The sequence below is a fragment of the Bacillus sp. FSL P4-0248 genome (assembly GCF_038593305.1).
In the GTDB taxonomy this organism is placed as follows: domain Bacteria; phylum Bacillota; class Bacilli; order Bacillales; family Bacillaceae; genus Bacillus; species Bacillus safensis.
Genome location: NZ_CP151983.1, coordinates 2,296,983 through 2,320,812, shown reverse-complemented (window position 1 = coordinate 2,320,812; position 23,830 = coordinate 2,296,983). Strand labels below are relative to the sequence as shown.

The 23,830-nt window shown below is 39.2% G+C and carries 27 protein-coding genes; 18 read left to right on the top strand and 9 right to left on the bottom strand.

Features of this window, described 5'->3' with window-relative positions; translation table 11 throughout:
- The first annotated feature begins 129 nt into the window (after nucleotides 1–129).
- The 7 genes from NST65_RS11870 to NST65_RS11840 all read left to right on the top strand — a co-directional run bounded on the left by NST65_RS11870 (nucleotide 130) and on the right by NST65_RS11840 (nucleotide 5,292).
- Nucleotides 130–999 carry an alpha/beta hydrolase gene (locus tag NST65_RS11870; protein ID WP_034280011.1) on the top strand — a complete coding sequence of 290 codons (870 nt, stop codon included), beginning with the start codon at nucleotides 130–132 and terminating at the stop codon, nucleotides 997–999.
- Nucleotides 1,000–1,076: 77 nt separating this feature from the next.
- Nucleotides 1,077–1,433 carry a winged helix-turn-helix transcriptional regulator gene (locus tag NST65_RS11865; protein WP_029708013.1) on the top strand — a complete coding sequence of 119 codons (357 nt, stop codon included), beginning with the start codon at nucleotides 1,077–1,079 and terminating at the stop codon, nucleotides 1,431–1,433.
- Between the two features lie 239 nt (nucleotides 1,434–1,672).
- Nucleotides 1,673–2,305: a 3-hexulose-6-phosphate synthase gene (gene hxlA / locus NST65_RS11860; protein ID WP_024423080.1), complete on the top strand. Its 633-nt coding sequence runs from the start codon at nucleotides 1,673–1,675 to the stop codon at nucleotides 2,303–2,305.
- A complete protein-coding gene (hxlB, locus tag NST65_RS11855; RefSeq protein WP_046311863.1) occupies nucleotides 2,302–2,859 on the top strand; it encodes a 6-phospho-3-hexuloisomerase in 558 nt (185 codons plus the stop codon). Before hxlA ends, hxlB begins: the two co-directional genes overlap by 4 nt.
- Nucleotides 2,860–2,999: 140 nt before the next feature.
- Nucleotides 3,000–3,725 (top strand): DsbA family oxidoreductase, encoded by a 726-nt coding sequence (locus NST65_RS11850; RefSeq protein WP_046311861.1) that lies wholly within the window; start codon nucleotides 3,000–3,002, stop codon nucleotides 3,723–3,725.
- A gap of 100 nt (nucleotides 3,726–3,825) precedes the next feature.
- Nucleotides 3,826–4,275 carry a MarR family transcriptional regulator gene (locus NST65_RS11845; RefSeq protein ID WP_052470354.1) on the top strand — a complete coding sequence of 150 codons (450 nt, stop codon included), beginning with the start codon at nucleotides 3,826–3,828 and terminating at the stop codon, nucleotides 4,273–4,275.
- Between the two features lie 6 nt (nucleotides 4,276–4,281).
- The gene (locus NST65_RS11840) at nucleotides 4,282–5,292 is read left to right on the top strand and encodes a serine hydrolase (RefSeq protein ID WP_046311857.1); all 1,011 of its coding nucleotides are present in this window, start codon (nucleotides 4,282–4,284) and stop codon (nucleotides 5,290–5,292) included.
- An 18-nt stretch (nucleotides 5,293–5,310) separates the two neighbouring features.
- On the opposite strand, the gene NST65_RS11835 is transcribed toward NST65_RS11840, so the two are convergent.
- Nucleotides 5,311–6,399, bottom strand: a complete 1,089-nt coding sequence (locus tag NST65_RS11835; RefSeq protein WP_025092855.1) for a GntR family transcriptional regulator — start codon at nucleotides 6,397–6,399, stop codon at nucleotides 5,311–5,313.
- 273 nt (nucleotides 6,400–6,672) lie between these two features.
- Here NST65_RS11835 and NST65_RS11830 point away from each other — a divergent pair, with 273 nt between their 5' ends.
- From NST65_RS11830 to NST65_RS11815, 4 genes are all read left to right on the top strand, one after another.
- Nucleotides 6,673–8,298, top strand: coding sequence for an FGGY-family carbohydrate kinase (locus NST65_RS11830; RefSeq protein ID WP_111926423.1), 1,626 nt, complete (start codon nucleotides 6,673–6,675; stop codon nucleotides 8,296–8,298).
- Nucleotides 8,292–8,996: an L-ribulose-5-phosphate 4-epimerase gene (locus tag NST65_RS11825; RefSeq protein WP_041118053.1), complete on the top strand. Its 705-nt coding sequence runs from the start codon at nucleotides 8,292–8,294 to the stop codon at nucleotides 8,994–8,996. The genes NST65_RS11830 and NST65_RS11825 overlap by 7 nt, the downstream gene beginning before the upstream one ends.
- Nucleotides 8,997–9,013: 17 nt before the next feature.
- Complete coding sequence (gene araA, locus NST65_RS11820) at nucleotides 9,014–10,435, top strand: L-arabinose isomerase (protein WP_111926425.1); 1,422 nt, start codon at nucleotides 9,014–9,016, stop codon at nucleotides 10,433–10,435.
- Between the two features lie 81 nt (nucleotides 10,436–10,516).
- Nucleotides 10,517–11,857 carry a sugar porter family MFS transporter gene (locus tag NST65_RS11815; protein WP_034280034.1) on the top strand — a complete coding sequence of 447 codons (1,341 nt, stop codon included), beginning with the start codon at nucleotides 10,517–10,519 and terminating at the stop codon, nucleotides 11,855–11,857.
- Nucleotides 11,858–11,896: 39 nt separating this feature from the next.
- Here the strand turns inward: NST65_RS11815 and NST65_RS11810 are convergent, their stop codons facing one another.
- A complete protein-coding gene (locus tag NST65_RS11810) occupies nucleotides 11,897–12,109 on the bottom strand; it encodes a hypothetical protein (RefSeq protein ID WP_024423072.1) in 213 nt (70 codons plus the stop codon).
- Nucleotides 12,110–12,359: 250 nt separating this feature from the next.
- On the opposite strand from NST65_RS11810, the gene NST65_RS11805 reads away from it, so the two are divergent.
- Nucleotides 12,360–12,653: a CotD family spore coat protein gene (locus tag NST65_RS11805; RefSeq protein WP_111926427.1), complete on the top strand. Its 294-nt coding sequence runs from the start codon at nucleotides 12,360–12,362 to the stop codon at nucleotides 12,651–12,653.
- Nucleotides 12,654–12,691: 38 nt separating this feature from the next.
- On the opposite strand, the gene NST65_RS11800 is transcribed toward NST65_RS11805, so the two are convergent.
- From NST65_RS11800 to NST65_RS11780, 5 genes are all read right to left on the bottom strand, one after another.
- Nucleotides 12,692–13,360, bottom strand: a complete 669-nt coding sequence (locus tag NST65_RS11800) for an ABC transporter ATP-binding protein (RefSeq protein WP_024427923.1) — start codon at nucleotides 13,358–13,360, stop codon at nucleotides 12,692–12,694.
- Nucleotides 13,353–13,898 carry a hypothetical protein gene (locus NST65_RS11795; protein ID WP_044332175.1) on the bottom strand — a complete coding sequence of 182 codons (546 nt, stop codon included), beginning with the start codon at nucleotides 13,896–13,898 and terminating at the stop codon, nucleotides 13,353–13,355. The genes NST65_RS11800 and NST65_RS11795 overlap by 8 nt, the downstream gene beginning before the upstream one ends.
- Before the next feature lie 21 nt (nucleotides 13,899–13,919).
- On the bottom strand, nucleotides 13,920–14,459 hold the full coding sequence (locus NST65_RS11790; protein ID WP_226014623.1) for a stage II sporulation protein M: 540 nt from the start codon (nucleotides 14,457–14,459) through the stop codon (nucleotides 13,920–13,922).
- On the bottom strand, nucleotides 14,422–15,327 hold the full coding sequence (locus tag NST65_RS11785; protein ID WP_232624190.1) for a hypothetical protein: 906 nt from the start codon (nucleotides 15,325–15,327) through the stop codon (nucleotides 14,422–14,424). The genes NST65_RS11790 and NST65_RS11785 overlap by 38 nt, the downstream gene beginning before the upstream one ends.
- A 933-nt stretch (nucleotides 15,328–16,260) precedes the next feature.
- The gene (locus NST65_RS11780) at nucleotides 16,261–16,587 is read right to left on the bottom strand and encodes an uberolysin/carnocyclin family circular bacteriocin (protein WP_024427926.1); all 327 of its coding nucleotides are present in this window, start codon (nucleotides 16,585–16,587) and stop codon (nucleotides 16,261–16,263) included.
- Nucleotides 16,588–16,923: 336 nt separating this feature from the next.
- Between NST65_RS11780 and NST65_RS11775 the strand changes: the two genes are divergently transcribed.
- From NST65_RS11775 to NST65_RS11750, 6 genes are all read left to right on the top strand, one after another.
- Nucleotides 16,924–17,415, top strand: a complete 492-nt coding sequence (locus NST65_RS11775) for a GNAT family N-acetyltransferase (protein WP_034622811.1) — start codon at nucleotides 16,924–16,926, stop codon at nucleotides 17,413–17,415.
- Nucleotides 17,416–17,431: 16 nt separating this feature from the next.
- A complete protein-coding gene (locus tag NST65_RS11770; RefSeq protein ID WP_024427928.1) occupies nucleotides 17,432–17,986 on the top strand; it encodes a hypothetical protein in 555 nt (184 codons plus the stop codon).
- Nucleotides 17,987–18,145: 159 nt separating this feature from the next.
- Nucleotides 18,146–19,549, top strand: coding sequence for a polysaccharide deacetylase family protein (locus NST65_RS11765; RefSeq protein ID WP_342488849.1), 1,404 nt, complete (start codon nucleotides 18,146–18,148; stop codon nucleotides 19,547–19,549).
- A gap of 107 nt (nucleotides 19,550–19,656) precedes the next feature.
- Nucleotides 19,657–19,842, top strand: a complete 186-nt coding sequence (locus NST65_RS11760; protein WP_024427930.1) for a hypothetical protein — start codon at nucleotides 19,657–19,659, stop codon at nucleotides 19,840–19,842.
- Nucleotides 19,843–20,138: 296 nt separating this feature from the next.
- Complete coding sequence (locus NST65_RS11755) at nucleotides 20,139–20,564, top strand: NUDIX hydrolase (protein WP_111926431.1); 426 nt, start codon at nucleotides 20,139–20,141, stop codon at nucleotides 20,562–20,564.
- A gap of 35 nt (nucleotides 20,565–20,599) precedes the next feature.
- The gene (locus NST65_RS11750; protein WP_065214613.1) at nucleotides 20,600–21,016 is read left to right on the top strand and encodes a hypothetical protein; all 417 of its coding nucleotides are present in this window, start codon (nucleotides 20,600–20,602) and stop codon (nucleotides 21,014–21,016) included.
- Nucleotides 21,017–21,520: 504 nt separating this feature from the next.
- Here NST65_RS11750 and NST65_RS11745 read toward each other — a convergent pair.
- Together NST65_RS11745 and NST65_RS11740 are read right to left on the bottom strand one after the other, a co-directional pair.
- Entirely contained in the window at nucleotides 21,521–22,159 is a 639-nt protein-coding gene (locus NST65_RS11745; RefSeq protein WP_065214614.1) for a hypothetical protein, read from the bottom strand.
- A gap of 50 nt (nucleotides 22,160–22,209) precedes the next feature.
- The gene (locus NST65_RS11740; RefSeq protein ID WP_065214615.1) at nucleotides 22,210–23,181 is read right to left on the bottom strand and encodes a DUF6731 family protein; all 972 of its coding nucleotides are present in this window, start codon (nucleotides 23,179–23,181) and stop codon (nucleotides 22,210–22,212) included.
- Between the last annotated feature and the right edge of the window lie 649 nt (nucleotides 23,182–23,830).

Sequence of the window (23,830 nt, the reverse complement as noted above, 5' to 3'; positions counted from 1 at the left end):
AGTATAATGAATCTTACGACTTGATCAATTGTATTGCTCTGCACATCCCATATGAATTTAGTTTCGTGCTAGTTTATCTACATATCTGCTGAAACTCGTGCTTCCCCATCCCAAACATAGAAAGGTGCAATGACATTGAATCGATTCATGAAATGGCTCTTATTTGCGGCGGTCATCGCTGGTTTATTGGTATGCGCATTCTTTGTGTTCCGTTTCAACCAGCCTAAGCCGACAACCAATATCCATTATGCAGACACACAAAACAAACAGCAAACACTCGATATGTATATGCCAAAGGGCAAAGATGAATACAAAAAGAAGAAGCATCCTGTGATAATCTATCTCCATGGCGGCGGCTGGACAGGCGGCGATAAGAATAGAGTCGCTTCAAAGGCTGATTATTTTACAGGTCAAGGGTATGTGTTTGTTTCAATGAATTACAGGCTTCACCCTGATGCCAACTATGAGCAGATGGCAGATGATACGGCAAACGCCATTAAATGGGTAAAGGATCATGCGGATGAATATCAAATTGATTCATCAAAAATCAATGTCATGGGTCACTCAGCGGGCGGTCATTTGACGGCGCTGGTTGCCACAGATTCGACCTACTTAAAACGTGTGGGGCTGTCGCCAAAAGCGATTAATTCCATCGTGATTTTAGATGGGCCGTTAAACCTCAATCAATTTATACAAGCCATCCCATCGTACAAAAAAGTCTTTGGCAAACAAGAGAAAAATTGGACAAAGGCATCACCTGTCACTTATATGAATCAAGCGAATGTACCTCCTGTCTATTTGGTCACGGGCTGGGAAAATCCTGAGGTGTACCGATTTGCAGAAAAACTAAATCATGATAAAGGCTCTCGGTTTGTTTTTCGGGTTCATACGTTAAGCCATAGTGATCTGAACAAATGGTTTGGATCAGACAGAGCGCCAAAAGAAGCACAAAAAATGACAGAGGCTGTGATGGCTTTTGTCAAAAAACAAAATCAATAACGAAGACCGTATGCTTGGGCAATTCATTTTGCCGCAGTATATGATAAAGCGTAAATGGTTTGAAATTAAAGGAGTGTATGTTGTTGTCATCACGAATGGAAAATAAAGTATTCAATTGCGAAAAAGAGCTGACGCTGAATATTATCGGCGGTAAGTGGAAAATGCTGATTTTATGGCACCTTGGCAGAGAAGGGACAAAACGTTTTGGTGAGTTAAAGTCGTTAATGCCTGGGATTACGCAAAGAATGCTTGTCAATCAGCTAAGAGAATTAGAGGAAGATCACATTGTGCACCGGGAGGTTTATCCTGTCGTCCCGCCAAAGGTTGAGTATTCTCTCACAGAACTAGGAGAAAGCTTAATGCCGATTTTAGAGGCGATGTATGATTGGGGAAAACAGTATCTCGACAGTAATTTTTTAAAAGATGATAAATAGAAAGATGACCGATTGTAGGCAAAGGGCTAAAATAACTTTATTTTAGCCCTTTGTCTTTACGCTGAGATACTGGCCAAAAGACAGTATCTTTTTTGTAACCATATGCGGAAAAGTATAGTATGTAAAAAAAAAGTGCGTACTTGGATTGCGTCCATCCTGTTGTTATACTCATTTCATCGTTCAAGATGCATCATCCGCGGAGCTCTTGAAGATGAGATGAAAAACGGGAGTGAAAGTTGATGAAATTACAATTAGCATTAGATTTAGTGAATATACCAGAGGCAATTGAGCTGATCAAAGAAGTAGAAGCATCCATTGATGTGGTCGAAATTGGGACACCTGTTGTGATTAACGAAGGGCTTCGTGCTGTAAAAGAAGTCAAGCAGGCTTTTCCGAATTTACGTGTACTCGCTGATCTGAAAATTATGGATGCTGCCGGCTATGAAGTGCAGCAGGCCTCCGAAGCAGGAGCAGATATCGTCACCATTCTTGCAGCGGCAGAAGATATGTCCATTCAAGGAGCGGTGAAAGAAGCAAAAGCAAGAGGAAAACAAATTTTAGTTGATATGATTGGCATCAAAGATATCGCAGGCCGTGCAAAAGAGCTGGATGCGCTTGGAGTCGATTATATTTGTGTGCATACAGGCTATGACCTGCAAGCGGTTGGTCAAAACTCATTTGCTGACCTTATGACAATTAAACAAGTCGTCAAGCAGGCAAAAACAGCGATTGCAGGCGGAATTAAGCTTGATACGTTACCTGAAGTCGTGAAATTAAACCCTGATTTAATCATTGTCGGCGGCGGTATCGCAAGCCAGGACAATAAAGCAGAAGTAGCGGCACAAATGAAGCAGCTGATCGCACAATCATGAAGACCAGCGACTATGTGAAGGCCATTTTAAATGAGCTTTCTGAGCATTCGCCAGCCATTCAAGACGAACAAGCAGAGCGCCTGGTCACAAGTATTTTATCTGCACAAAAAGTCTTTGTGGCAGGTGCAGGCAGGTCTGGTTTGATGGGAAAATCGTTTGCGATGAGACTTACGCATATTGGCGTCAAGGCTTATGTCATTGGAGAAACGAATACGCCTTCCTTTACAGAAGAGGATCTCTTGATTGTGGGGAGCGGCTCTGGTCGCACAGAGTCTTTGCTTGTCCTTGCAAAAAAGGCAAAAGCAATTGGCGGAAAAGTGGCAGCTTTCACGCTTTCAACTGAGTCACCAATAGCTGATCTAGCAGATGAAATCATCTTATTGTCAGGTGCACCAAAGGATCAACAGGAAGGAAGTCATCATACCATTCAGCCAATGGGTTCACTATTTGAGCAGCTGCTTCTTTTGACATACGATGCGGTCATTTTGCGGTTAATGGAAATGAAAGAGCTCGATACACATACAATGTACGGTCACCATGCAAATTTAGAATAGTCATTTTCAACGCCTTTCCTTTCTTAAAAGGAGAGGCTTTTTCATTTCAATCAAGCCCAGAATCTTGACATAACCGATTTGATGTAACTATAATAGTTACATCGTTAAAGAAAAAGTGCAAGCACGGAAGGAAGATGAAAATGAAAGTACAAATTTGGTCAGATATCGCCTGTCCTTTTTGTTATATAGGAAAAAAACAGCTGGAAACAGCGCTAGAACAATTCCCAGAGAAGGACCAGGTAGAGATCGAGTTTAAAAGCTTTGAGCTTGATCCCCACGCACCTGCTCAAGTCGATCATGACGTTCATGATATGCTCGTCAAAAAATATGGCATGAGCCGCAGCCAGGCCATGGCGATGAATGAGCAGGTGAAGCAGGCCGGCAAAGAGAAAGGAATCGATTTTCAATTTGATGCGCTCGTGTTGACCAACACCTTTGATGCTCATCGATTGGCACAATATGCTGGTCAAATGGGGAAAGGCGATTTCGTCATGGGAGAACTGTTTCAAGCGTATTTTACAAATGGAAAGCATGTTGGTGATCGTCAAACCCTTTTACAAATTGCAGAAAAAGCAGGTCTTGATGAGAAGGAAGTACAGCAAGTTTTGGGCAGCGAAGCATTTACCGATCATGTCCGAAAAGATGAACAAGAAGCGAGACAGCTTGGTATCAATGCTGTTCCGTTTTTCTTGATCAATGACAAGTATTCAGTTGCAGGTGCGCAGCCGGCCGATACGTTCCTGCGCGCACTTGAAACAGCTTGGACAGAGGAAGCAGCTCAAGCAGAGAAAGCGTCTGCCAATTCATTTGAAGCAGCATGTGCAGATGGCGTATGTGCGGTGCCTACCCCTAAAGAAGAAGCGTAATAGGCAAGTTCCCTATCTTTCTAAAAGATGGGGATTTTTTCTTGTTTTAATATAAAGGTTGCTTTATACTTAAGTTATCTTAATTATGAAGGTGATAAAAGTGACATCCAAAACAGCTATGATTCAAGAGCTAAACAATATCGAAGCCCGCATCCATCAAAAGCTCCGATTAGAGTTTGAAGAATTATTTGTAGATGAGTTAACCGATAAGCAGCATATTGTACTGAATTTTATTGAGCAGAAAGGGGGAAGTTCTCCTATTCAAATTGCCCAGCAATTAGGCATCACTCAAAGTGCAGTGAGTCAATTGTTAAACACGCTTGAAAAAAAAGAATGGATTCGCCGCAGCATTAACCCGAATAACCGGAGGGAATTGCATGTTGAACTTTCTGAGAAGGCAAAAACGTACCTTGAGAATATGCGTAAGGTAGAGCTTGCGATTATTGAAAAATATTATTCAGCATTATCCTTCGATGAGATCTCCACATTGACATCGATTTATGAAAAGCTTGATCAATTGATCCCACATCAAAACGAAGAGAAAGGATGAGAATGAATGACGCTCAAACAAGAAGTACAGAGAATCGCTTCCTCTTATACAGAGAAAAAGAAGGAGGCGCTGCTTGTGATCGGACTGATTCATCAAGGGGAAACGCATGTCTTTCATTTCGGGGATCACCCTATACAAAAGCGAGTGCAGCCAGAGGATGTCATTTTTGAGATTGGCTCGATTTCAAAAGTCTTTACGACAAGTATATTGGCAAGCATGATGCAAAAAGGGCAGATGAAACTCGATAATTCGATTTCTCTGTATTGTCCTCACATTCGAAAGAATCACCCCATTCAAATAGAGCAGCTGGCAACCCATACGTCTGGTCTTCCTCCGCATCGTCTTCTTAAAGATTTGCAGCTATGCTTCCTTCCTAAAGTGAGAAGAGATATGTTCTGTCAGTATTCACTCGATGAATTAATGAAACTGTTAAATTCGAAAAAGTGGAATCAGCCAAAAAGCTTTCCATCTCGTTATTCCAATGTGGGTATGGGTCTGCTTGGTTTAATCATGGGCTGGTCTCGTCACAAAACATATGAACAGCTATTGATGGAATATATCGTGGATGAGCTTCATCTATCAAGTACCTTTATTACGATTAAGGATAATGTAGAAGCAAAGATGATCTTAGGGCATCGGGAAAATGGAAAAGAGGTTCCGCCGCTTCATATGCTTGACTATCAAGGAGCTGGCGCTATTCGCTCGACCATCACAGATTTATTGTCATTTCTCTCTAGCCATCTACACGCAGATGCGGATTCTTTTTGGAAAATCACGCATGAACCAAGACGGGATATGGGCAGGAACATGTCAATGGGACTCGGCTGGGTCATCGATGACACAGGACTCATTTGCCATAATGGGGCGACGTCTGGATTCTCCAGTTTCATGGGCTTCCGCCCGCATTCAAAAACAGGCGTGGTCGTTTTATCCAACTACCGTAATCGAATCACGCAAGACTCTCCCGATCGTATAGCGTATGATCTGCTGGATATGCTGGAATCTAAAATAAAATGAGCCACTTGGAGTAGGGGCTCATTTTATTCGTTTGATCGTTTCACCTGGAACCAATTCAGGCTCGTAAAACGTTTGATCAGGGAGATTCTTTTTTCCTTGTACTTTTTTAATCATCCAGTCTGCTGCATCACGGCCCATTTGCTCCTGAGGATGGGTCAGTGTTGTCAGCTTCACATGGGCATTTTTCTGGGCGATATATGAATTATCCTGTCCAATAATCGAGAGATCATCTGGAATGGACAGCCCGATTTCGCTGCATACATTGGCTACTTCTAAACCCACCTCATCGTTATAGCAAACAAGGGCAGTCAGCTCATGCCTGTGCGCCATCAGGAATGTGGAAATTTGCTCCCCTAAATGCTGCTTCGATTCTGTATCGAAAAAAAGCACATGCTCAGGCAGGAAATTAAGCTTCGCTTCACCTAGCGCCTGAATATAGCCCTTCATCCGATATTTTCCCTGTAAATCATCTGTTTTTGAAATAAGCCCAATTTGCTGATGTCCAGAGGTGATCAGCTCTTTTGTGGCTAAATAGCTGGACTTCACATCATCCAAACAGAGAAAAGGAACCTCTAACTGCTCATAATAGGCATTGATCATAATGAGCGGTACATCCTGTTCTTTAAAGGATAAATAGTACGAGATGTTTGGGTTATATAAATTGCTTTTCGTCGGCTCGACGATAAGTCCGTCCACACCAAACGACAGCATCATTTCAAGCGCTTTTTTCTCCTGCTCAACATCGTTATTTGTACTTGCCAGTAACAAGGAATAGTTCTCTTCGTTTAAACGGCTTTCAATGCCTCGAATGATAGAAGGAAAAATGTAATCGGATATGTATGTTGTAATGACACCAATCGTTTTCATATGTGCATGTCCCGCAGGTTTTGTTTGATATTGATTGGTCACAAATGTGCCTGAACCTTTTTCGCTGCGCAAAAATCCTTCGCTGGACAATTCCAAAATGGCTTTTCGAACTGTATGTCTGCTCACTTGATACATGTCTTGCAGGCTTGATTCGGTTGGAATACGCTCCCCGATCCGATAATCCCCTGTGAGTATTTTGCTTTTTATATCATCAATAATGATCTGGTACTTCTTTTTCATCGTTTCACTTCTTTCTCAGTTGATCATCTACTCGGATTGAGAAGAAATTGTATGGACATATTTTAACATGGTTGTCGGATCAAAAACAGGCGCTTCCCTTTTCTGTTATGACCCCTTCAGAAAAAATGAAAGTTTTTGCCGCATTATGTATGTACAACTATATTTATTATTGACATATGTACGTACAAATATTATATTGTGATTGTACCAGAGAATCAATGAATCTAGAAAAAGAAAATTGAAACCGCTATCAAAAATGGGGGTGAACGTAGAGTGGATCACAAAGAGACGGCCAAAGCCTTGAAAGAAGGACGGACATCTTTAGGCATTGAATTTGGTTCAACACGAATTAAAGCGATTTTAATAGATGAGGAATTTCAGCCAATTGCACAAGGTGCATATGAATGGGAAAGTTTTCTCCAAGATGGAATATGGACGTACAACTTAATTGATATCATTACAGGTCTGCAAGTGGCGTATCGAGAGATGAAAGAACAGGCCGAGCAAAAGTATGGTGTGACCATTCAAACCATTGGCTCAATCGGGGTATCAGCGATGATGCATGGCTATGTGGCATGTGATCATACAGGAGAGGTTCTCGTTCCGTTCCGAACATGGCGGAACGGAACGACCATCGAGGCGAGTCAAAAGCTGACAGACGTATTTCAATTTCATATTCCAGAAAGATGGAGCATTGCCCATTTGTATCAAGCGGTATTAGAAGATGAAAAACATCTATCCCGATTAGAATATATGACCACTTTGTCAGGATATATTCACTGGCTGTTAACCGGAAAGCAGGCCATTGGTATTGGCGATGCGTCAGGGATGTTCCCAATTGACGAACAAACGAAGGACTACAATGAAGAAATGCTCCAGCAATTTGAAGCATTGATTGCAGAAAAAGGCTATCCGTGGAAGCTTCGTCATCTTCTGCCGCGTGTTTATTTAGCAGGTGAGGAGGCTGGCGTGTTAACGGCAGCAGGAGCAGCCATTTTGGATCAAGGAAAACATTTGCAGCCAGGCATTCCATTTTGCCCGCCGGAAGGTGACGCTGGAACGGGAATGGTGGCGACAAACAGTGTAGAAAGACGGACCGGGAATATTTCTGTTGGGACGTCGGTTTTTGCCATGATTGTGCTGGAGCAGGATCTAAAAGGTGTGTATCCAGAAGTGGATCTTGTCACGACGCCGGATGGACTGCCAGTTGCCATGGTTCATGCGAATAACTGTACAAGTGACCTAAACGCTTGGATGAATATATTCAGAGAGGCATTTGAAGCACTTGGCCTGCAAGTGGAGTCAGAAAGGTTATACGAATCCTTATTGCAGCAAGCTTTAAAAGCAGATCGAGATGGCGGCGGACTCTTAAGCTATGGCTATTACTCTGGTGAAAATATTACGAGACTGCCAGAAGGAAGACCTCTTTTTGTCAGGTCTCCTGAAAGCCGCTTTAACCTCGCTAATTTCATGCGAACCCATTTGTTCTCTGCTTTTGGTGCTATGAAAATAGGTATGGACCGGTTAAAGGAACAGGAACATGTAGTGATCGACCGCTTACTAGGGCATGGGGGATTATTTAAAACACCGCTCGTTGGACAAAAAATGGTTGCCGCAGCACTGAATACACCTGTATCAGTCGTTTCAACAGCCGGAGAAGGCGGTGCGTTTGGGATGGCTGTCCTTGCTTCGTATATGGTCCATCAGCAGCAGCAAACATTGGCTGAATTTCTCACCCATCGCGTATTTGCCCATACATCAGAAGAACTCATGGAGCCCGATCCACTCGATGTCAAAGGCTTTAACGAATTTTTAAAGCGCTATCAAAATGGTCTTGCGATTGAAGAAGCAGCGGTAGCGCATCTCATGCCAAAGAAAGGAGTGACGACGGTATGCTAGATCGCTTAAAAGAAGAAGTGTATCAAGCAAATTTAGATTTGCCAAAATACGGACTTGTGAAATTTACATGGGGCAATGTCAGTGCATGTGATCGTGACAGTGGTTTGTTTGTGATTAAGCCGAGCGGCATAGCGTATGACCAACTATCAGCAAAAGATATGGTCGTGGTGAACTTTGATGGTGAAGTGGTGGAAGGAGAATTGAGCCCTTCGTCAGATACAGCTACACATGCAGTTCTTTACAAACACTTTGAGGAAATTGGCGGCATTTCACATAGCCATTCCATGTGGGCAACCGTTTGGGCGCAGGCAGGACTTGATTTACCAGCAATGGGCACAACACATGCCGATACATTTTACGGCGCCGTTCCGTGCGCTCGTTTTCTAACAGAAGAAGAAATCAATCGGGGTTATGAGGTAGAAACGGGCAAGCTGATCATCGAAACGTTTGAGAAAAGAAACCTAGATGTGATGGCGGTGCCGGGTGTATTGCTTCAAGGGCATGGTCCATTTACATGGGGGAAGGATGCTAAAAGTGCGGTCACAAACAGTGTGATTTTAGATGAAGTCGCCAAGATGAATCTTTTTGCCAAGCAATTGAACGAATTTGCTGAGCCATTGCCGCAGCGAATTTTAGATAAACATTACTTAAGAAAACATGGAAAGCATGCGTATTACGGACAAAAACCTTCAAGATAAAGAAACGAGGGATATTTATGTTAACAAGCCTGAAAAAAGAGTTTTGGTTTATCGTTGGGTCACAGCATTTATATGGTGATGAAGCACTGAAAAAAGTAAAAGCAGATGCACAAAAGATGACGGATGCTTTAAATGAGAGCGGTTTACTTCCTTATCCAGTGATCTTGCAGGACCTGGCTGTCAGTGCCGATCAAATCACAAAGCTTATGAAAGAGGTCAATTATCGCGATGAAGTTGTCGGTGTGATGACGTGGATGCATACATTTTCTCCAGCAAAAATGTGGATACGCGGCACCAGCCTTTTGCAAAAGCCTCTTTTGCATCTTGCTACACAATATTATGAAAAGATTCCGTGGGACACGATCGACATGGACTATATGAATCTCCATCAATCCGCACATGGAGACAGAGAATATGGCTATATTAATGCACGTTTAAATAAACAAAACCAAATTGTGACCGGTCATTGGTCTAAGCCGGAAGTGCAGCAGCAAATTGCGGATTGGATGGACGTTGCAGCTGCCTATCATGAGAGCTTTCACATCAAAGTAGCCCGGTTTGGCGACAACATGCGGCATGTAGCCGTGACAGAAGGCGATAAAATCGAAGCGCAGATTCAATTAGGATGGACCGTTGACTACTTTGGAATAGGCGATCTCGTCGAATATGTAAATGCAGTAGAAGACGAAGAGGTAGATGCATTATTTGCTGAGTATTTAACGCAATATGATGTGAATTATGGAACGTATTCAGTTGAAGAGTGGGAAAAAAGTGTCAAGGTGCAGGCGCGATATGAGATCGCCATCAAACGTTTCTTAGATGAAGGCGGCTATAATGCCTTTACAACAAACTTTGAAGATTTACATGGGATGAAGCAGCTGCCTGGACTTGCGGTACAGCGGCTGATGGCAAAGGGATACGGCTTTGCTGGAGAAGGCGATTGGAAAACGGCCGCACTGGACCGCTTATTAAAGGTGATGAGCCATCATCAATCCACTGGTTTTATGGAGGACTACACATATGAAATGACGTCTGGAGAGGAAGCAGTGCTGCAATCTCATATGCTGGAAGTAGATCCAGCGCTCGCCCATACAAAACCTGTCATTGTCGTGTCTCCACTTGGGATCGGAAACCGGGAGGATCCAGCACGTCTTGTGTTTGATGGAAAAGCAGGCGAGGGTGTCGTTGTCTCTATAGCGGATTTTGGAACACATTTCAAATGGCTCATACAAGAAGTCGAAGCCTTTGAGCCAGAGGAAGCAGCACCTCATTTACCAGTTGCGCGTGTATTGTGGAAAATCAAACCGAATTTTCAGGATGGCGTCAAAGCATGGATTAAAGAAGGCGGGGGCCATCATACAGTCGTGTCTCTCAATTTAAAGGTTGATCAAATTGTTCACTTTGCAAAGCTAGTCAATGCAGAATATGTGGTTTTATAGAAGGGGGAAAGGTCTTCTACTGGTTACAGTAGAAGCACCGGGTGAAATGAAAGCGGTTAATTAAGTGAGGGGGTCATCCACTTGGAGAAAAAAGTGTCAAGCAAATTTATCTTCTTTTTCGGGTCCTTTGCAGGCATCTTATTTGGATATGATATTGGTATTATTGCAGGGGCGGAAGGACATATTCAGGAAGAATTTCAGCTCAGCCCATTATGGCTTGGAATCGTTGTCTCTTCATTAATGGGCGGGGCCATCATTGGCTCCATCTTAAGCGGTCTCTTAGGGGATAAATTTGGCCGCAGAAAACTCATTTTGGTCTCATCCGTGATCTTTTTTGTCGGGGCGATCGGATCAGCTGTCGCACCAGAAGAGATTTCACTCACCATCGCTCGAATCTTTTTAGGGACAGCTGTAGGAACAGCTTCATCTTTGGTTCCTGCTTACATGTCTGAAATCGCTCCTGCTAAAATCCGCGGGAAATTATCTGGGCTCAATCAGCTCATGATTGTAACTGGTCTATTGCTCAGCTATATTGTTGCATTTGTGTTTGAGCCCATCCCAGACAGCTGGCGCTGGATGCTGGGAAGTGCCGCTTTATTTGCGATCGTGCTTTATATTGGTATGCTGAAGCTTCCTGAATCTCCGAGATATTTGATTAAACACGGCATGGCTCATAAAGCACGGGAAGTATTAGGATCACTGCGTTCTTCTCGTGAAGAAATCGAATCAGAAATGCAGGAAATTTTAGAAGTCGCCAAAGAAGAACGCTCGGGGATTCGTGAATTGTTTCAAAAGAAATTCAGAATGGCTCTTTTCATTGGGGTTGGAATGGCAACCCTTCAGCAAATTCAAGGCGCGAACTCCATTGTCTATTATGCAACGAGTATCGCTCGGAATGTAGGGCTTGCACCTCAGGTTGCCGCAGGTTTTACAGTCATTGTCGGTGTCATTTTTGTCGTCACGACCGTGATCTTTTTACAATTTGTTGACCGCTTCGACCGCCGAACGATTCTCACCGTAGGAGGATCGGGCATGGCTCTTTCTTTCTTTGCTCCCGCCGCATTAGGGGCACTTGGCGTCAGTGAAGGAATTTTAAACTGGGTAACATTGATTTCACTTTGCTGCTTTATTTTGTGCTATGCCTTCTCGTGGGCACCGATCACTTGGATCATCATCGGCGAAATCTTCCCGCTTTCTGTCAGAGGCATTGGAGCAGGTATCTCTTCTGCCTTTAACTGGACCGGATCGTTAGCAGTTGGACTCGTTTTCCCTATTTTGGCTGATCAATTCAGCTTTGGGGTCATTTTCTCCTCATTCGGAGTCATCTGCTTAATCGGGCTGTTATTCACCCGATTTGTGCTAGTCGAGACAAAGGGAAGAAGCTTAGAGCAAATCGAAACCGATATGGCAGCTCGTGTATAAATAAAGAAAACCATCTATCCCATGTGGGTAGATGGTTTTTTACTCAAGTGTCTGTTTAAGCTCATCTGGCAGTAAATCAATCAATTGATCATAGGAAGACAAATCCAGCACTTCAAGCAGCGCGTAATATTTCGCATAGATTTCACTCAGCTGATCAGGATGGTTTGTTTGATATTGATTCAGATGTAATTGAGTTAGTTCAAGTGCAATGTCTAGCTTGTTTCGTTCGAATGGCTGTGTCGTGTTGATCATATCGTTCACCTCTTATTTGATAATGAGTGGAAAAAATGCATTGAATAAAAAGAGCTGATGTTTTGTTTTCATGGATGGCCTGTCTTCGTAAGATATCATTTGTATAATATGTTAAAATTGTCCTTTTGTAAAGAAAGAGAAAAATAGATAGAAAGTGGATTTTTTTAAAAATAGACATGCATCTAATCACGAAAGGTGCCTCTGACATACGATAGAGTGTAAGTGAAAGACAACTTGAAGGGGTGTTAAGATGAGCCGAAATCGATTAGATGATTTCTTCTTTGGACCTCGCAGAGGAAACCAAGGAGGAGAAGAAACGGTTGTTTTCCCCACACGTCAAATTGTCAACACAAGAACGAATGAACAAACGATCAGAAAAATCCATCCAACGCATATTAAAAACATCAATAAAAACATTAAAAGAATCGAAAACTACTATCCGGTCACTGAATCGACTCACAACGAGTACATTGTAGAAGAATACGATTGCGGCAGTGATATCAAAAACCCTTGCTGCCGTCCGGTGAAGCGCTGTAAGTGGTAATGAAGGGGGCATCCTTTTAAAGGATGCCTTTTGTATGTCTAATGCTCCATTTCATTTAATTGTCCTTGATCCAGCTGAAAGAAACGATTTCCTAATTCTGAATAAAGGTAGCGCTGATGGCTTGTAAATAAAACACATCGATGTGAGAATTCTTTTTTTAATAAAGAAATCGATTGTATTTGAGAGGCTTCATCAAGAGAGGTAAAAGGCTCATCAAGAATAATCAGCTCTGGAGATCTTGCCAGCATACAATTTAAAAAAAGTTTATATCTCATGCCCAAAGAATACTGTTTGACAGGCATCTTTAGGGCATGAGTTAAATCAAATGCATCACAAAGCGATAGAAAGGTCTCTTTGTATAAAACCTTTTCCGACTTTTTCATTTTCCATAAAGACTGGATAAGCTCCATATGCTCGAAACCAGTGAGCGCATCATAAACTAAAGGTTTATCTGGAATGTACGCTACTAGATTTTTATATTGAGCCATTCCAGGGTGATGCTGCTCGTTAAGTAAAATCGTTTCTGATGCTGAAGGAAGCAGACCTGCGATGATCTTTAAAAGTGTCGATTTACCGCTGCCGTTCTTTCCAATAATACAAGCTCGATCACTTTCTTTCAGATCAAATGACACATGATCGAGAAGGGGAGAAGTCTCTTCTGTTGTTTCATAGCGAAAAGATAGCTGAGACACTTGAAGTTTAGCCATTGATGAATCCTCCAATAACAAATGCAGTCGTCACAAGCATATACAAGATCACAGTTGCTAAGGCAGCTTTTTTTGATCCTTCAGCATAGTAAATAATTCCATCATAAAGGATGCGTAAAAGATATAAGTTGAATAAGAAGGAAACTATTTGAATCAAGAGAAAATAGTTATCTAATTGTAACACCATCACACAATAGATCGCTGCACTATTCACTAATAAAAGAAATGCATTATAAACCAAAATAACAAGATACATTTTGCGTAAAATAAAAGCTTTATGAAAAAAATACATATAAATAGAAGTTAGAACAGTACTGAGAAAATTTAAAATGAAATAAAGCGGGATTGTCAGCAAAAAGATAAAAATAATGCTGGCAAGTTGTTTCCCAGTGGATAAAGGTTTATCTACTAACAAATCAATAATAAAAAATGTTAAAAAGACAGTCGACACAAATAATGATAGTAAGACGAGGCCTACAATGGTTTTAATCGATTGATTTTGATTGAAAAATTGCTTAGGTCGTAGAAGTAGCTCCATGGAACCACATTCTCCTTTCTTCTATGGTAGATGTACATGGCTAACGTATTGCTCTAAAAGAGATGCTATGAATAAAAGAACGGCTGCTGCAAAAATCAATTGAAGCACAGTTAGGGTCAGTTTTTTTAATTCAATCGTTTCTCCTTTTATAAATCGATAAAGATAAATAAAAGGATAAGAGCTGACGATTGAGAACAGAATTAATCCAAGAACTTCTACAAAAGCATGAGGCAGTAATCCTGTAAATAGCTGCTGCGCTTCGTGATTGACAATCAAATACTGAACGAGTTTGCCGATAATGTAGCCGTTGTAAAAAAGAATGCCTGCAGACATGATGCCGCCTGTAAAAGCTCCAATGCCTAATATTGCCATTCCAACTTGTAAATTGTTTAAGAAAATAGATAGAAAAAACATCTCTTCATCCTTTTTAAGATAAGGAATCTGATCATAAGGAAGAAGGCTTCCGATTAGCACAGCTGCAATAAAGATAGCAGCGTAGAGGTAACCGAGGCGTAGAATCAGTCTATTCTCCGATATAAAACATCTTATTTTTTTCAACATATTCAATCCCTTTATAGATGGTCTTTCGGCATAACACCCAGCAAATTACTGAAACGATCACAAAATATAAAGCAAACAGAACGCTTATGAGACTTGTAGAATGCTGCAAAATAGGTAGAAAAGAGGTCAAGATCATATAGTACATGAAAGGCAACACGAGAAAATTCCTTGCAAAGGCCTGTCCTTTATCGATAACTTCTATTTCTTCATTGGTTGTCCCTATTTCATGCTCGTGAATAAAATTGAATTTCGTTGTGAATGGAAACAAATACAGCTGAATCAATGGGAAAATGAAAAAGCCAATTCCCAATGCTACCAATTGAATGAGCATCTGAACATCAAAAAGGTGATATACACTCATGATTGATAGATTAATGAACAGTAGAAAGAGTGACGGTATGGAAAATAAACAATAAAATAACTGGATTTTTGATAAGAAAAACTGCATAAGAGATGTTTGAGAAAGCTCATAGAGCCAAATATTCTTTTTTTCAGCACTCAAAGAAAATATAGAAGGGGTCAGCATTCTCATTTCATATGTTTGATTAGCTAAAATCATCACATTTAATGTGAATAATAGCTGAATTTGCAAGGCTTGATGATCAATAAGCGAGATCAAGCCGGTCATAATCCCGACATAGAAGAAGGCTTCATATGACATGAACATATAATTAAAAAACTCTTTAGACAGCAGCCATCTTTTTTCTTTTAACACCTTAAGGTCTTTTTGAATCAACATATTCTTTTGAAACAGCGAGCCCTGAATTTTATCAAGTGCTTGAAAGTACCAATAAAATAAATCTTTAAAATGTTTTGAGTTTTGATCATGCTCTTTTCCAGTCGGAATCCAGCGAACAGGGGTCTTCATGACGAGTGTTGCCGCTAATATCACCACGAAAAATGTGACGGGTGAAGTAAAAAGCTCTAGAAATTGTAGAAATACCGAATCCTGTGAAAATAAAGCATGATGGATTTGTTGAAGATTATTCTGATATAAAGACATCAAGTTGTTTGAAAGTGTAATCCAAAACGCATCTTCTGCAAGCGAAGAAATTGATTGAAAAAGTTGTCGGAAAGTGTAATAAAAAGGGAAAACAATGTTTGATATTAGAACTCTTCCACATAAGAAAAAAAGTAAAGAGATGCTTGTGAAAAAAAGAACACGGATGATCCCAATTTTTTTTACGACAATGTTATAGATGTAAGCACCAAATATCTTATTGCTGACGATAAAAAGTAAGAAGCCTGTCAATATAACATTGAGATGCTTCAACCAGAATATCCAGTCATGTGTTTGAGCAATGAAATATTGAAAGAGAAAATAGATCAAATAAGTACTCAAGCTCGTAAATAGAAGCCATACCAACTCAGAAAACAAAAGCGTTTGAAAAAGGTGTCTCGCGGATATAGGTGCAAGCTGTATCAACTCTTCAAAAGGAAGAATATGTGTTCTTCTATAAGATTCAATTCCTTTGACAATAGAGAAAAGGAACAAAAATATCACAAAAGCACTTTCCCATTCTATTTGATAGACCGGGGAGTAAAGATATGAAGAAATAACGAATACAATCAGGCATCCGAATAAAATATCAAGGATGCAAGAAAATAATATGTATTGTTTAGAAGTAAACGATTTGAAAAATGGAACCCTGCGTATTATAAACTGAGCTAGATTTGAATATTGTTGTTTCATTCTAATTGATAGAAGTAGTGATAATAATGGATATAACATCTTCTCACCTGCATAAAAATTTAAATAGAAGGAGAACAAAGTCTCCTTCTATTGGGTCATAAAATTGAATTACCAAGCAATAACAGCTTTACGGCCTTTTTTCTTAATTTCGTTTTTAAGGTACTGGCGAATTGTCTCTTTACCAGCCGCTGCAATGAGAGAAAGACCACCTGATCCTACAGCAGTTAAAATGGAGATAATTGTTGTAACAGCCCCGCCCGCTTCAACCACGTTCAGAACAACTGCTGCAACACTGCCTGGAATACCAAATTCTTTTGCTAGATCAGCAACGGGCAGTATTTGTAGCGAGAAGGAAAAAAGAGCTAGCATAAGGAATCCTACTGCTAAAGCACCAAAAAGAACATGTAGTTTGATTTCGTTTTTTGTTTCTGTCATATCAAATTCCTCCCTTTTTTGTATTTTTATTACTATTATATCTTAAGCTATCTTTTAGTTCATCGCAATCCTTTTTTTTCATTTTTTTCATGAATTAGTTATAGATTAATATAAATAAAGTGAAAAGATAAGTGAGAAAAGAATCGTTTTTGCTAGAATAAAACACGTAAACATGATCGGAAATACCTTGTTTTTACAGATGGGGAAGCGACTCTAATTTGCATATAGGTAAGAGATATGTGCAGAGGGGCCAATATCCTTTGATCAAAATCTCCTTTCAAGATAAAATTAGAAGTATCCATCATTTCTTTTGGAGGCGATTTTCTGAATATTCGATTGTTAACACCAGATGATGCTGAAGAATATGCAGCACTCAGATTAGAAGCACTGCAATTAAATCCAGAGGGTTTTGCGATGAGCTATGAGGAAGAGCCAATCAATATAGAGGATAAATATAAAGTGCGTTTTGCTTCGTCGAAATCTATGTGGACTTTTGGAGCTTTTCATCAAGGGCAGCTTGTGGGGGCAGTCACGCTCATCCAAGAAACCTTGCAGAAGTTAAAGCACCGAGCGAATCTGACTGCGATGTATGTAACACCTAGTGCACGCGGAAAAGGAGCAGGCCAGTCCTTGATGACAAAAGCTCTTTCCTTCGCGCGAGAACAGGAGGATATCGAGCAAATGTATTTATCAGTGGTGACAACTAATCACTCAGCCAAACGCCTCTATCGCTCCGTTGGATTTGAGTCGTACGCTGTCGAAGAAAAAGCGCTAAAATGGACTGATACATATGCAGATGAGGAAAAAATGGTTTTATTTTTATCATAGTCTGGAGGAGATAGAAGTGGATCAACAGGCCATGCGTATCATATTAGCAGCAGGACCCAATAGTGAGCTGGAATCTTTTGCCCTGCGTGCAGCACTTGAAAACTTCGGCGTGAAAGTCGATATGCATTGGATTGGAAGACCGAATGATCTGATTCATGTGTTATCTGGTAGAGTTAGAGGAGAAATAGATTACCTTCTTTTATCGTTTCACGGTGAAGAAGGAGCATTTATCATGCCTGAATTAGGGGAAGATGTTTACGAAGATGAGGAGCCTAGAGATACTGCCTTTGGAGCGGATGAAATCAAGCGGTATGCCTCCTTAGAAGGAGTTCATGTCATCTCTACAGGCTGCACACTAGGAGAGAAAAATTTAGCAGATGCTTTTTTAGAGGCAGGGGCTACATCTTATTCGGCGCCGGACGATTACATTGATGGGAATGCAGCATTTATCTTTGTGCTGACCATGCTGTACGAGCTTATTAACAATACAAAGACAGTCAGAGCGGCATTTGATCGAGCGCGTTCCATTGATGAAGAAACGAAATTATTTCAACTATATATGCAAAAGTAATCAAAGGACTGAGAAATCAAGTCCTTTTTTTATTCCTCTCTAAAAATGTGTCGTAAATGTGACAAATGTGTGATTTGCAAACTAAAAAGGGGGCATGCAAAGTCTATCCTACAAACACACGTCATTCAGGCATGACGGCATCACGAGAGGAGAATCATTGTGTCAATTAAATGGAAAGTCAGTCTCGTCCTATGCGGACTTGCGATGATCATCGGAATCGCTGCGTTTTATCATAATCAGCAGGCAAGCGGGACAGAGAAGAAGAAGGTAGAACCAGATGCGAGCTATAAAGAAGTTGAAATTGTGGCCCTCGTGAATGACGGGAGATACTTGAGATATGCTGTGAACTATCCTGTGTTTCATCAAAAAAAGCTAGATCAAGAGATGAAAAGATTTGCAGAAACAGCGCTCGATAAATTCAAAACATCGTTTAGTGAAGCAAGTGATGTCGATGAAGATCATCGATACGAATTAAACATAGATTATGAGATTACTCATTATGCCAAACAAACTGCTGCGATCAAATTCAATACATATGAATGGAAAGGCGGAGTAAAAGGCGCACATGAAACGAAGATATTCAATTTTGATTTCAAGAAACAGCAGTTTTTATCAATAGATGATCTATTTTTATCAAAGAAAAAAAGTCTGCAAAAACTGTCTCAAATGACATTTGAGGAGTTAAAAAAAGATCGCTCTCTTGCGGAAAATGAGCATTTGCTTAAACAAGGAACATCTCCTGAGGCAGAGCATTATCAGTATTTTGCTATCAAAGATCGTTTTATTGAATTCTACTTCCCAGCAGGGCAAATTGCACCAGACAAAAAAGGTCCTCAAGTGCTGGCGATTAAAAAAACACTGCTTAAAGGAATGTTAAAGCCAGAATACATCAATAAAGAAAAGAACAAAAACGAGAAAAAAGAACCGATCGCAAAAAGAAAGATCGTAAAACTGCCAAAACAGGGAGGATTCAACCCAAATCAAAAAGCCATTGCCCTTACATTTGATGATGGACCAAATCCATCAACGACATCAAAAATCTTAACAGCTTTAAAAGAAAACAAAGGACGCGCGACATTTTTTGTACTAGGAAGCAGGGTTCAATATTATCCCGATATGCTAGGTGAAATCAGAAAAGGTGGAAATGAAATCGGAAATCATTCCTATAACCACCCTTTACTCACAAGACTGCCATTAAAACAAGCCATCAAACAAGTAGAAGATACGCAGCAAATCATTGAAAAAGCAGGCGGGTTCACACCGACTCACTTTAGACCGCCATATGGTGGAACAAACGGGCAGATCAACGCGGCTGTCAACATGAAAGTCACACTTTGGGATGTAGATCCTGAAGACTGGAAATATCGAAACAGCCAATACGTCGCCAACTACATTCTTACCCATGCGTCTAGTGGAGAAACCGTCTTAATGCACGACATCTATGACACTTCTGCCAATGCGGCTGTCACGATCATCAAGGAATTGACCAAACAAGGATATCAATTACTAACAGTATCGGAGCTTGAGCAGTGGAAGGAAGCACGGGCGAAAAAGGTGAATTGAATACGTAAAAAAGATGCGAGTCTTAATGGATTCGCATCTTTTTTAAAGCCAATTATGAGAATGAAGGGAAAATATGTTAAAGTGATTGTAGAAAGGGAGGGCTTCGAATGGTGTTGATGAGGTTGATCAGCATATATATGCTGACAGCGTTTAGCTTGGGATTTGTTATAAACTATGTACCTGGTTTGATGCTGCCCATCTATATTCTTGCGATGATTGGGCTCATTTTATGTCTCGCTCATATTGCGTTTCATTATATTCGGCGAATCAGAAATATGTTATTTGATGAGTAACGGGAAGATTTCTCCTATGGCAAAAACCTCCTGCTAGATGCGAGAGGTTTTATTTTTTCGGTTTTTACTGTTCTAACAGTCGGATGATTTTCTCGTTGGACGCTTTGATTTGTCTCAAAAGAGAAACGATATTTCCTGTAAATCCCACAAGTCCAACAAGTAAAATGATGATCATCCACATGCTCTGTCCTCCAATCGCTGACTACTAATACAGTATAATAAGAATGTCTAAAATGAACAGTTCGTGTCATATATCCGGCAATTGATTTGAATGGAGAATGTTGAGGGGGATTTATTTGAATCGAGTAGACGTGGTTTCAGCTATTATTTATGATGAGGAAGAAAATCTATTAACAGTCAAGAATGTAAAGGGATATTGGGAACTTCCAGGCGGTGCTGTGGAAAAAGGTGAACACCTGCAGCAGGCTGTCATCCGTGAAGTAAAAGAAGAGACAGGGTATGTTGTCAAAGTAAATGAACTTCATTCGGTTCGAGAAGCGTTCTTTCAAGATAAAAAACATCATGCGCTTATCATTACGTTCTTTGCGGGAATCACCGGAGGAGAGATGAACATTCTAGATCCGGATCAGGATATTGAAGAAGTAAAATGGGTCAGTACTCAAACCTTTCAAAAGCTAAACCCAAAGCTATCTCACATGCTAAAATTAAACCAGCAAACACAAGCTTTTTATGATTTTGAGGGGAATAGAACAATTGGTTAAATCCAAATTGATATAGGCATGAAGGAGCGATATTGATGTTTTTATACTACGGGCCTACAGAAGCTCCAGTAGAAAATCCGGGAGAAGAATTCATGAAAAAGATCTTCTTTCAGGAGGGTGAAGAGTATTGGAAACAAGGTAACGGGGAATCTTCCATTGAGATAGAGGAAGATTGGGAATGCGAGACTCTAGTTTTCTTTTATACTGAGCCGTATGGATTCTTTATCATCAGATATCCAGATTGTTTAGTCCCTTTTCAAAAGGTAGAAAAGATCGAAACGATCGAGCATTTCATAGCAGGATCACCATTGCATGTGCCATCGTGCAGCTATGTCGACCGCAATCAGGCATATCAAATCATTCAACATTTTTTGATGACAAAAAAGGTACCTGACTCTGTTGAATGGGTCGAGTTGAGGAATATTGAGTTTCAGCATGAAGTGAAAAGTTAGGGGAGTAAGGTGAAAGTGTGTACAAATGAAAGAATACATAGTTTAGATGAGAGTATGCATTTACATGTAGGATATGATGAACAAGGTTGTGATTATGAAGGCGTGTTTTTTAAGAGTTTAGAAACAGGAAGATGGTTATTGTTTTTTTGATGAGAAAAGTTACGGGTTAACGTTTTCAACGGAATATGAGAAGTGGGATGATGTAGGTAATAATTTTTTGAACATTTTTCAAAAGAAACAATATAGTGGCATAAAGTTTAAACAGTACTTAGTTATTACTCGGGTATTATTTTTAATTTGTAGTGAAATTTATGTTTAATAGGCTCTTTTCTCTTAACAAGTATGAAAAAAGGTACTAATGTGGAAAAAAGTTCATAATACAAGTTAAAAACAGATCAAGCAAGGTCTGTTTTTAACTAGAAGTTCCTTTATTTTTCAAGTCCCATATTGAAATAGTTGTAAATCACATCTTTATTTTCTGATTTTAAGAAAAGGTTAGGTGTGTCACCTGTAATCTTTAGTTTTTTCTTCATTTCTTTTTCTGAGCTCTTCATCAAGTCGCAATGAGCGTTCAGTTGCTTTTATCCTGTCTTGATCGTTAAGAAATAAATTTAATCTGTTTATTGTTGTTTCAAATTTTTGTTTTTCGACAGCTTCTTGTTCAGTTAATTCATAGTATTTCTTAGCATCTCTTGAGAAGATAATATACATTATTAATAAAAATCGAAATGCACTAAGAAACATCATTAACAACAAATTTAAAAGAACCACAATCCCAATCCAATAAGATATTAACAATGAAGAAAATAATGTAACAAAAATATAAGTAAATGCAAGGAGAAAAGCATTTCTAATATATTTGATTAATTTTAAAAAGTTATCTTCAGTTAAAATTTTTATTGTTGAGTCTAATCTAAAGGCTCTAAGCAAGGTGAAAATTGTGAAATAAAGACCTATAAAGATAGCTGCGATTGATACAAGTGTCCCTTCTTTAGGGAATATGATATTTTTTAATATTTCAATTAATGATTCAAAATGATCATTAAAGAACATTTTCACAGTTGTTATAGATAAGTTTAAAATTATTATTGGAAGGAGGACAATAAATTTTTCAAAGAAACTTAATAGTGATTTATATGTCATTAATTGTTCTGCTCCTCTACAATAAATTAAAGCCTCTCTTTATTTTCATGCTATTTCACAATTACAGTTGTGTCTATAACTAGTGAAGGTAATTTTTCAACGACAATTAAACTATTTTGGAATCTAGTGTACCTACCTTCACCAGGCCTACCATGATCGTAAAACTCTTGTTGAATATTATCACCGATTATCTCCCATGAAGTCCCTTCAGGTTCTATACTTCTTTTAAGAACTCCTGCATTTTTCAAGTCTAATTCATATAGGGAGTTTAATTGATTACTAAAATATCTGACCTTTACTGATTCATAAAGGTCGCTATCTAAATCTAAAAGATTTATAAAATCAATAATACCTTGGGAATCTAATCTGTTTGATTTTTTTCTGCCGCTTCCAAAGGTGATTTTTGCAATATTACCTCCCACCTTTTCTTGTATTCTAAGAGTATCTCTGAACAAGTTACCTAAAACAGAATCGGGTACAGTATTTATAAAGAATCGATTCCTTTGGTGGGTAGATAAATTTAATTTAAATTCAACTTGTCTGATATCATTTGAATCTCTTACATCTTCTATACCAATATTCGGTTCAACTTCAACCAAGGTTACTCCCCATTCGTTATTTTCTTGTTTCGGAAGGAATGTAGATAAATAATTCTCAATATTTTTTGGTTTTGCACCGTAATGATTATATTCACATATAAATAATTTATTTGTATATTGAAATACAGCAGTGGTTTTTTCAATTACGTCATCTGCAATTTCATCCATCCTATCACTTCGTTTACTTCCTAAATACGGTTTTTGTCCATCTCTATAATGTGCGAAGCAGACAACGCGATCATTTACATCATTATAGTTTTGAGTTGGGATTTTCATTTGAATTAATGAGAAACCAGTATTTTTAATTTCTTTATATTTCTGTGGTGCATGTAATGTGAAAATCCCGTCTAAAATTTCGAAGAATGGAATTGTAGTTTTTTGGCCGTTGAAAGTAATGTATGCATTGTAAAATTGTAAATTCATCTCAATTAACCCCTTAATTTTTAGGTTAATTGTAACATTGTTAGTTAAATATGGGTACTACTGTTAATCAAATTGAAAGTTGTAGAGGTTATATTCAAAAGACCAGCTATTATGCGAACAATATTATAATGATCAATCTGAGAAAATTTGAGGTTTTCAACATAAGGGTTAAGAATACAATATTTCTAAAGAATAGCTTGAGTTTCCTTCAATTCTCCAATATTGAGACAAAAATAAGCGATTTGTTTCATATCTCAATCAATTTATCGGTATGAGATATTTAATAGATGGAGCACAGCAGGATGTGTAATGCTATTTAAATTTAAATGAGCTAATCCAACTCTCTAAGTGTGTTATATTTCTTTATGAAAAGCGTTTCAATTCGATAACTTTTAAATCTATTATAGAACTAATGTTCTCATTTTGGAAGGGTGAAAAAATCTTTAAGAAAGTTTATTTTATACAAGCGCGTGATTAGAGGGAATTCTAGATTCTCCATTTTGTCAGCCCCGCTTTAATTGAAAAATTATTATAGTTGATCACATAGATTGGTGTAATATAACTGCTTCAAAATGTATTTATCTTAAATTTTTACATTATGATGAATATCCTCATTTTTCAAAGGGTTATGAGAGAAGAGCAGTACAGT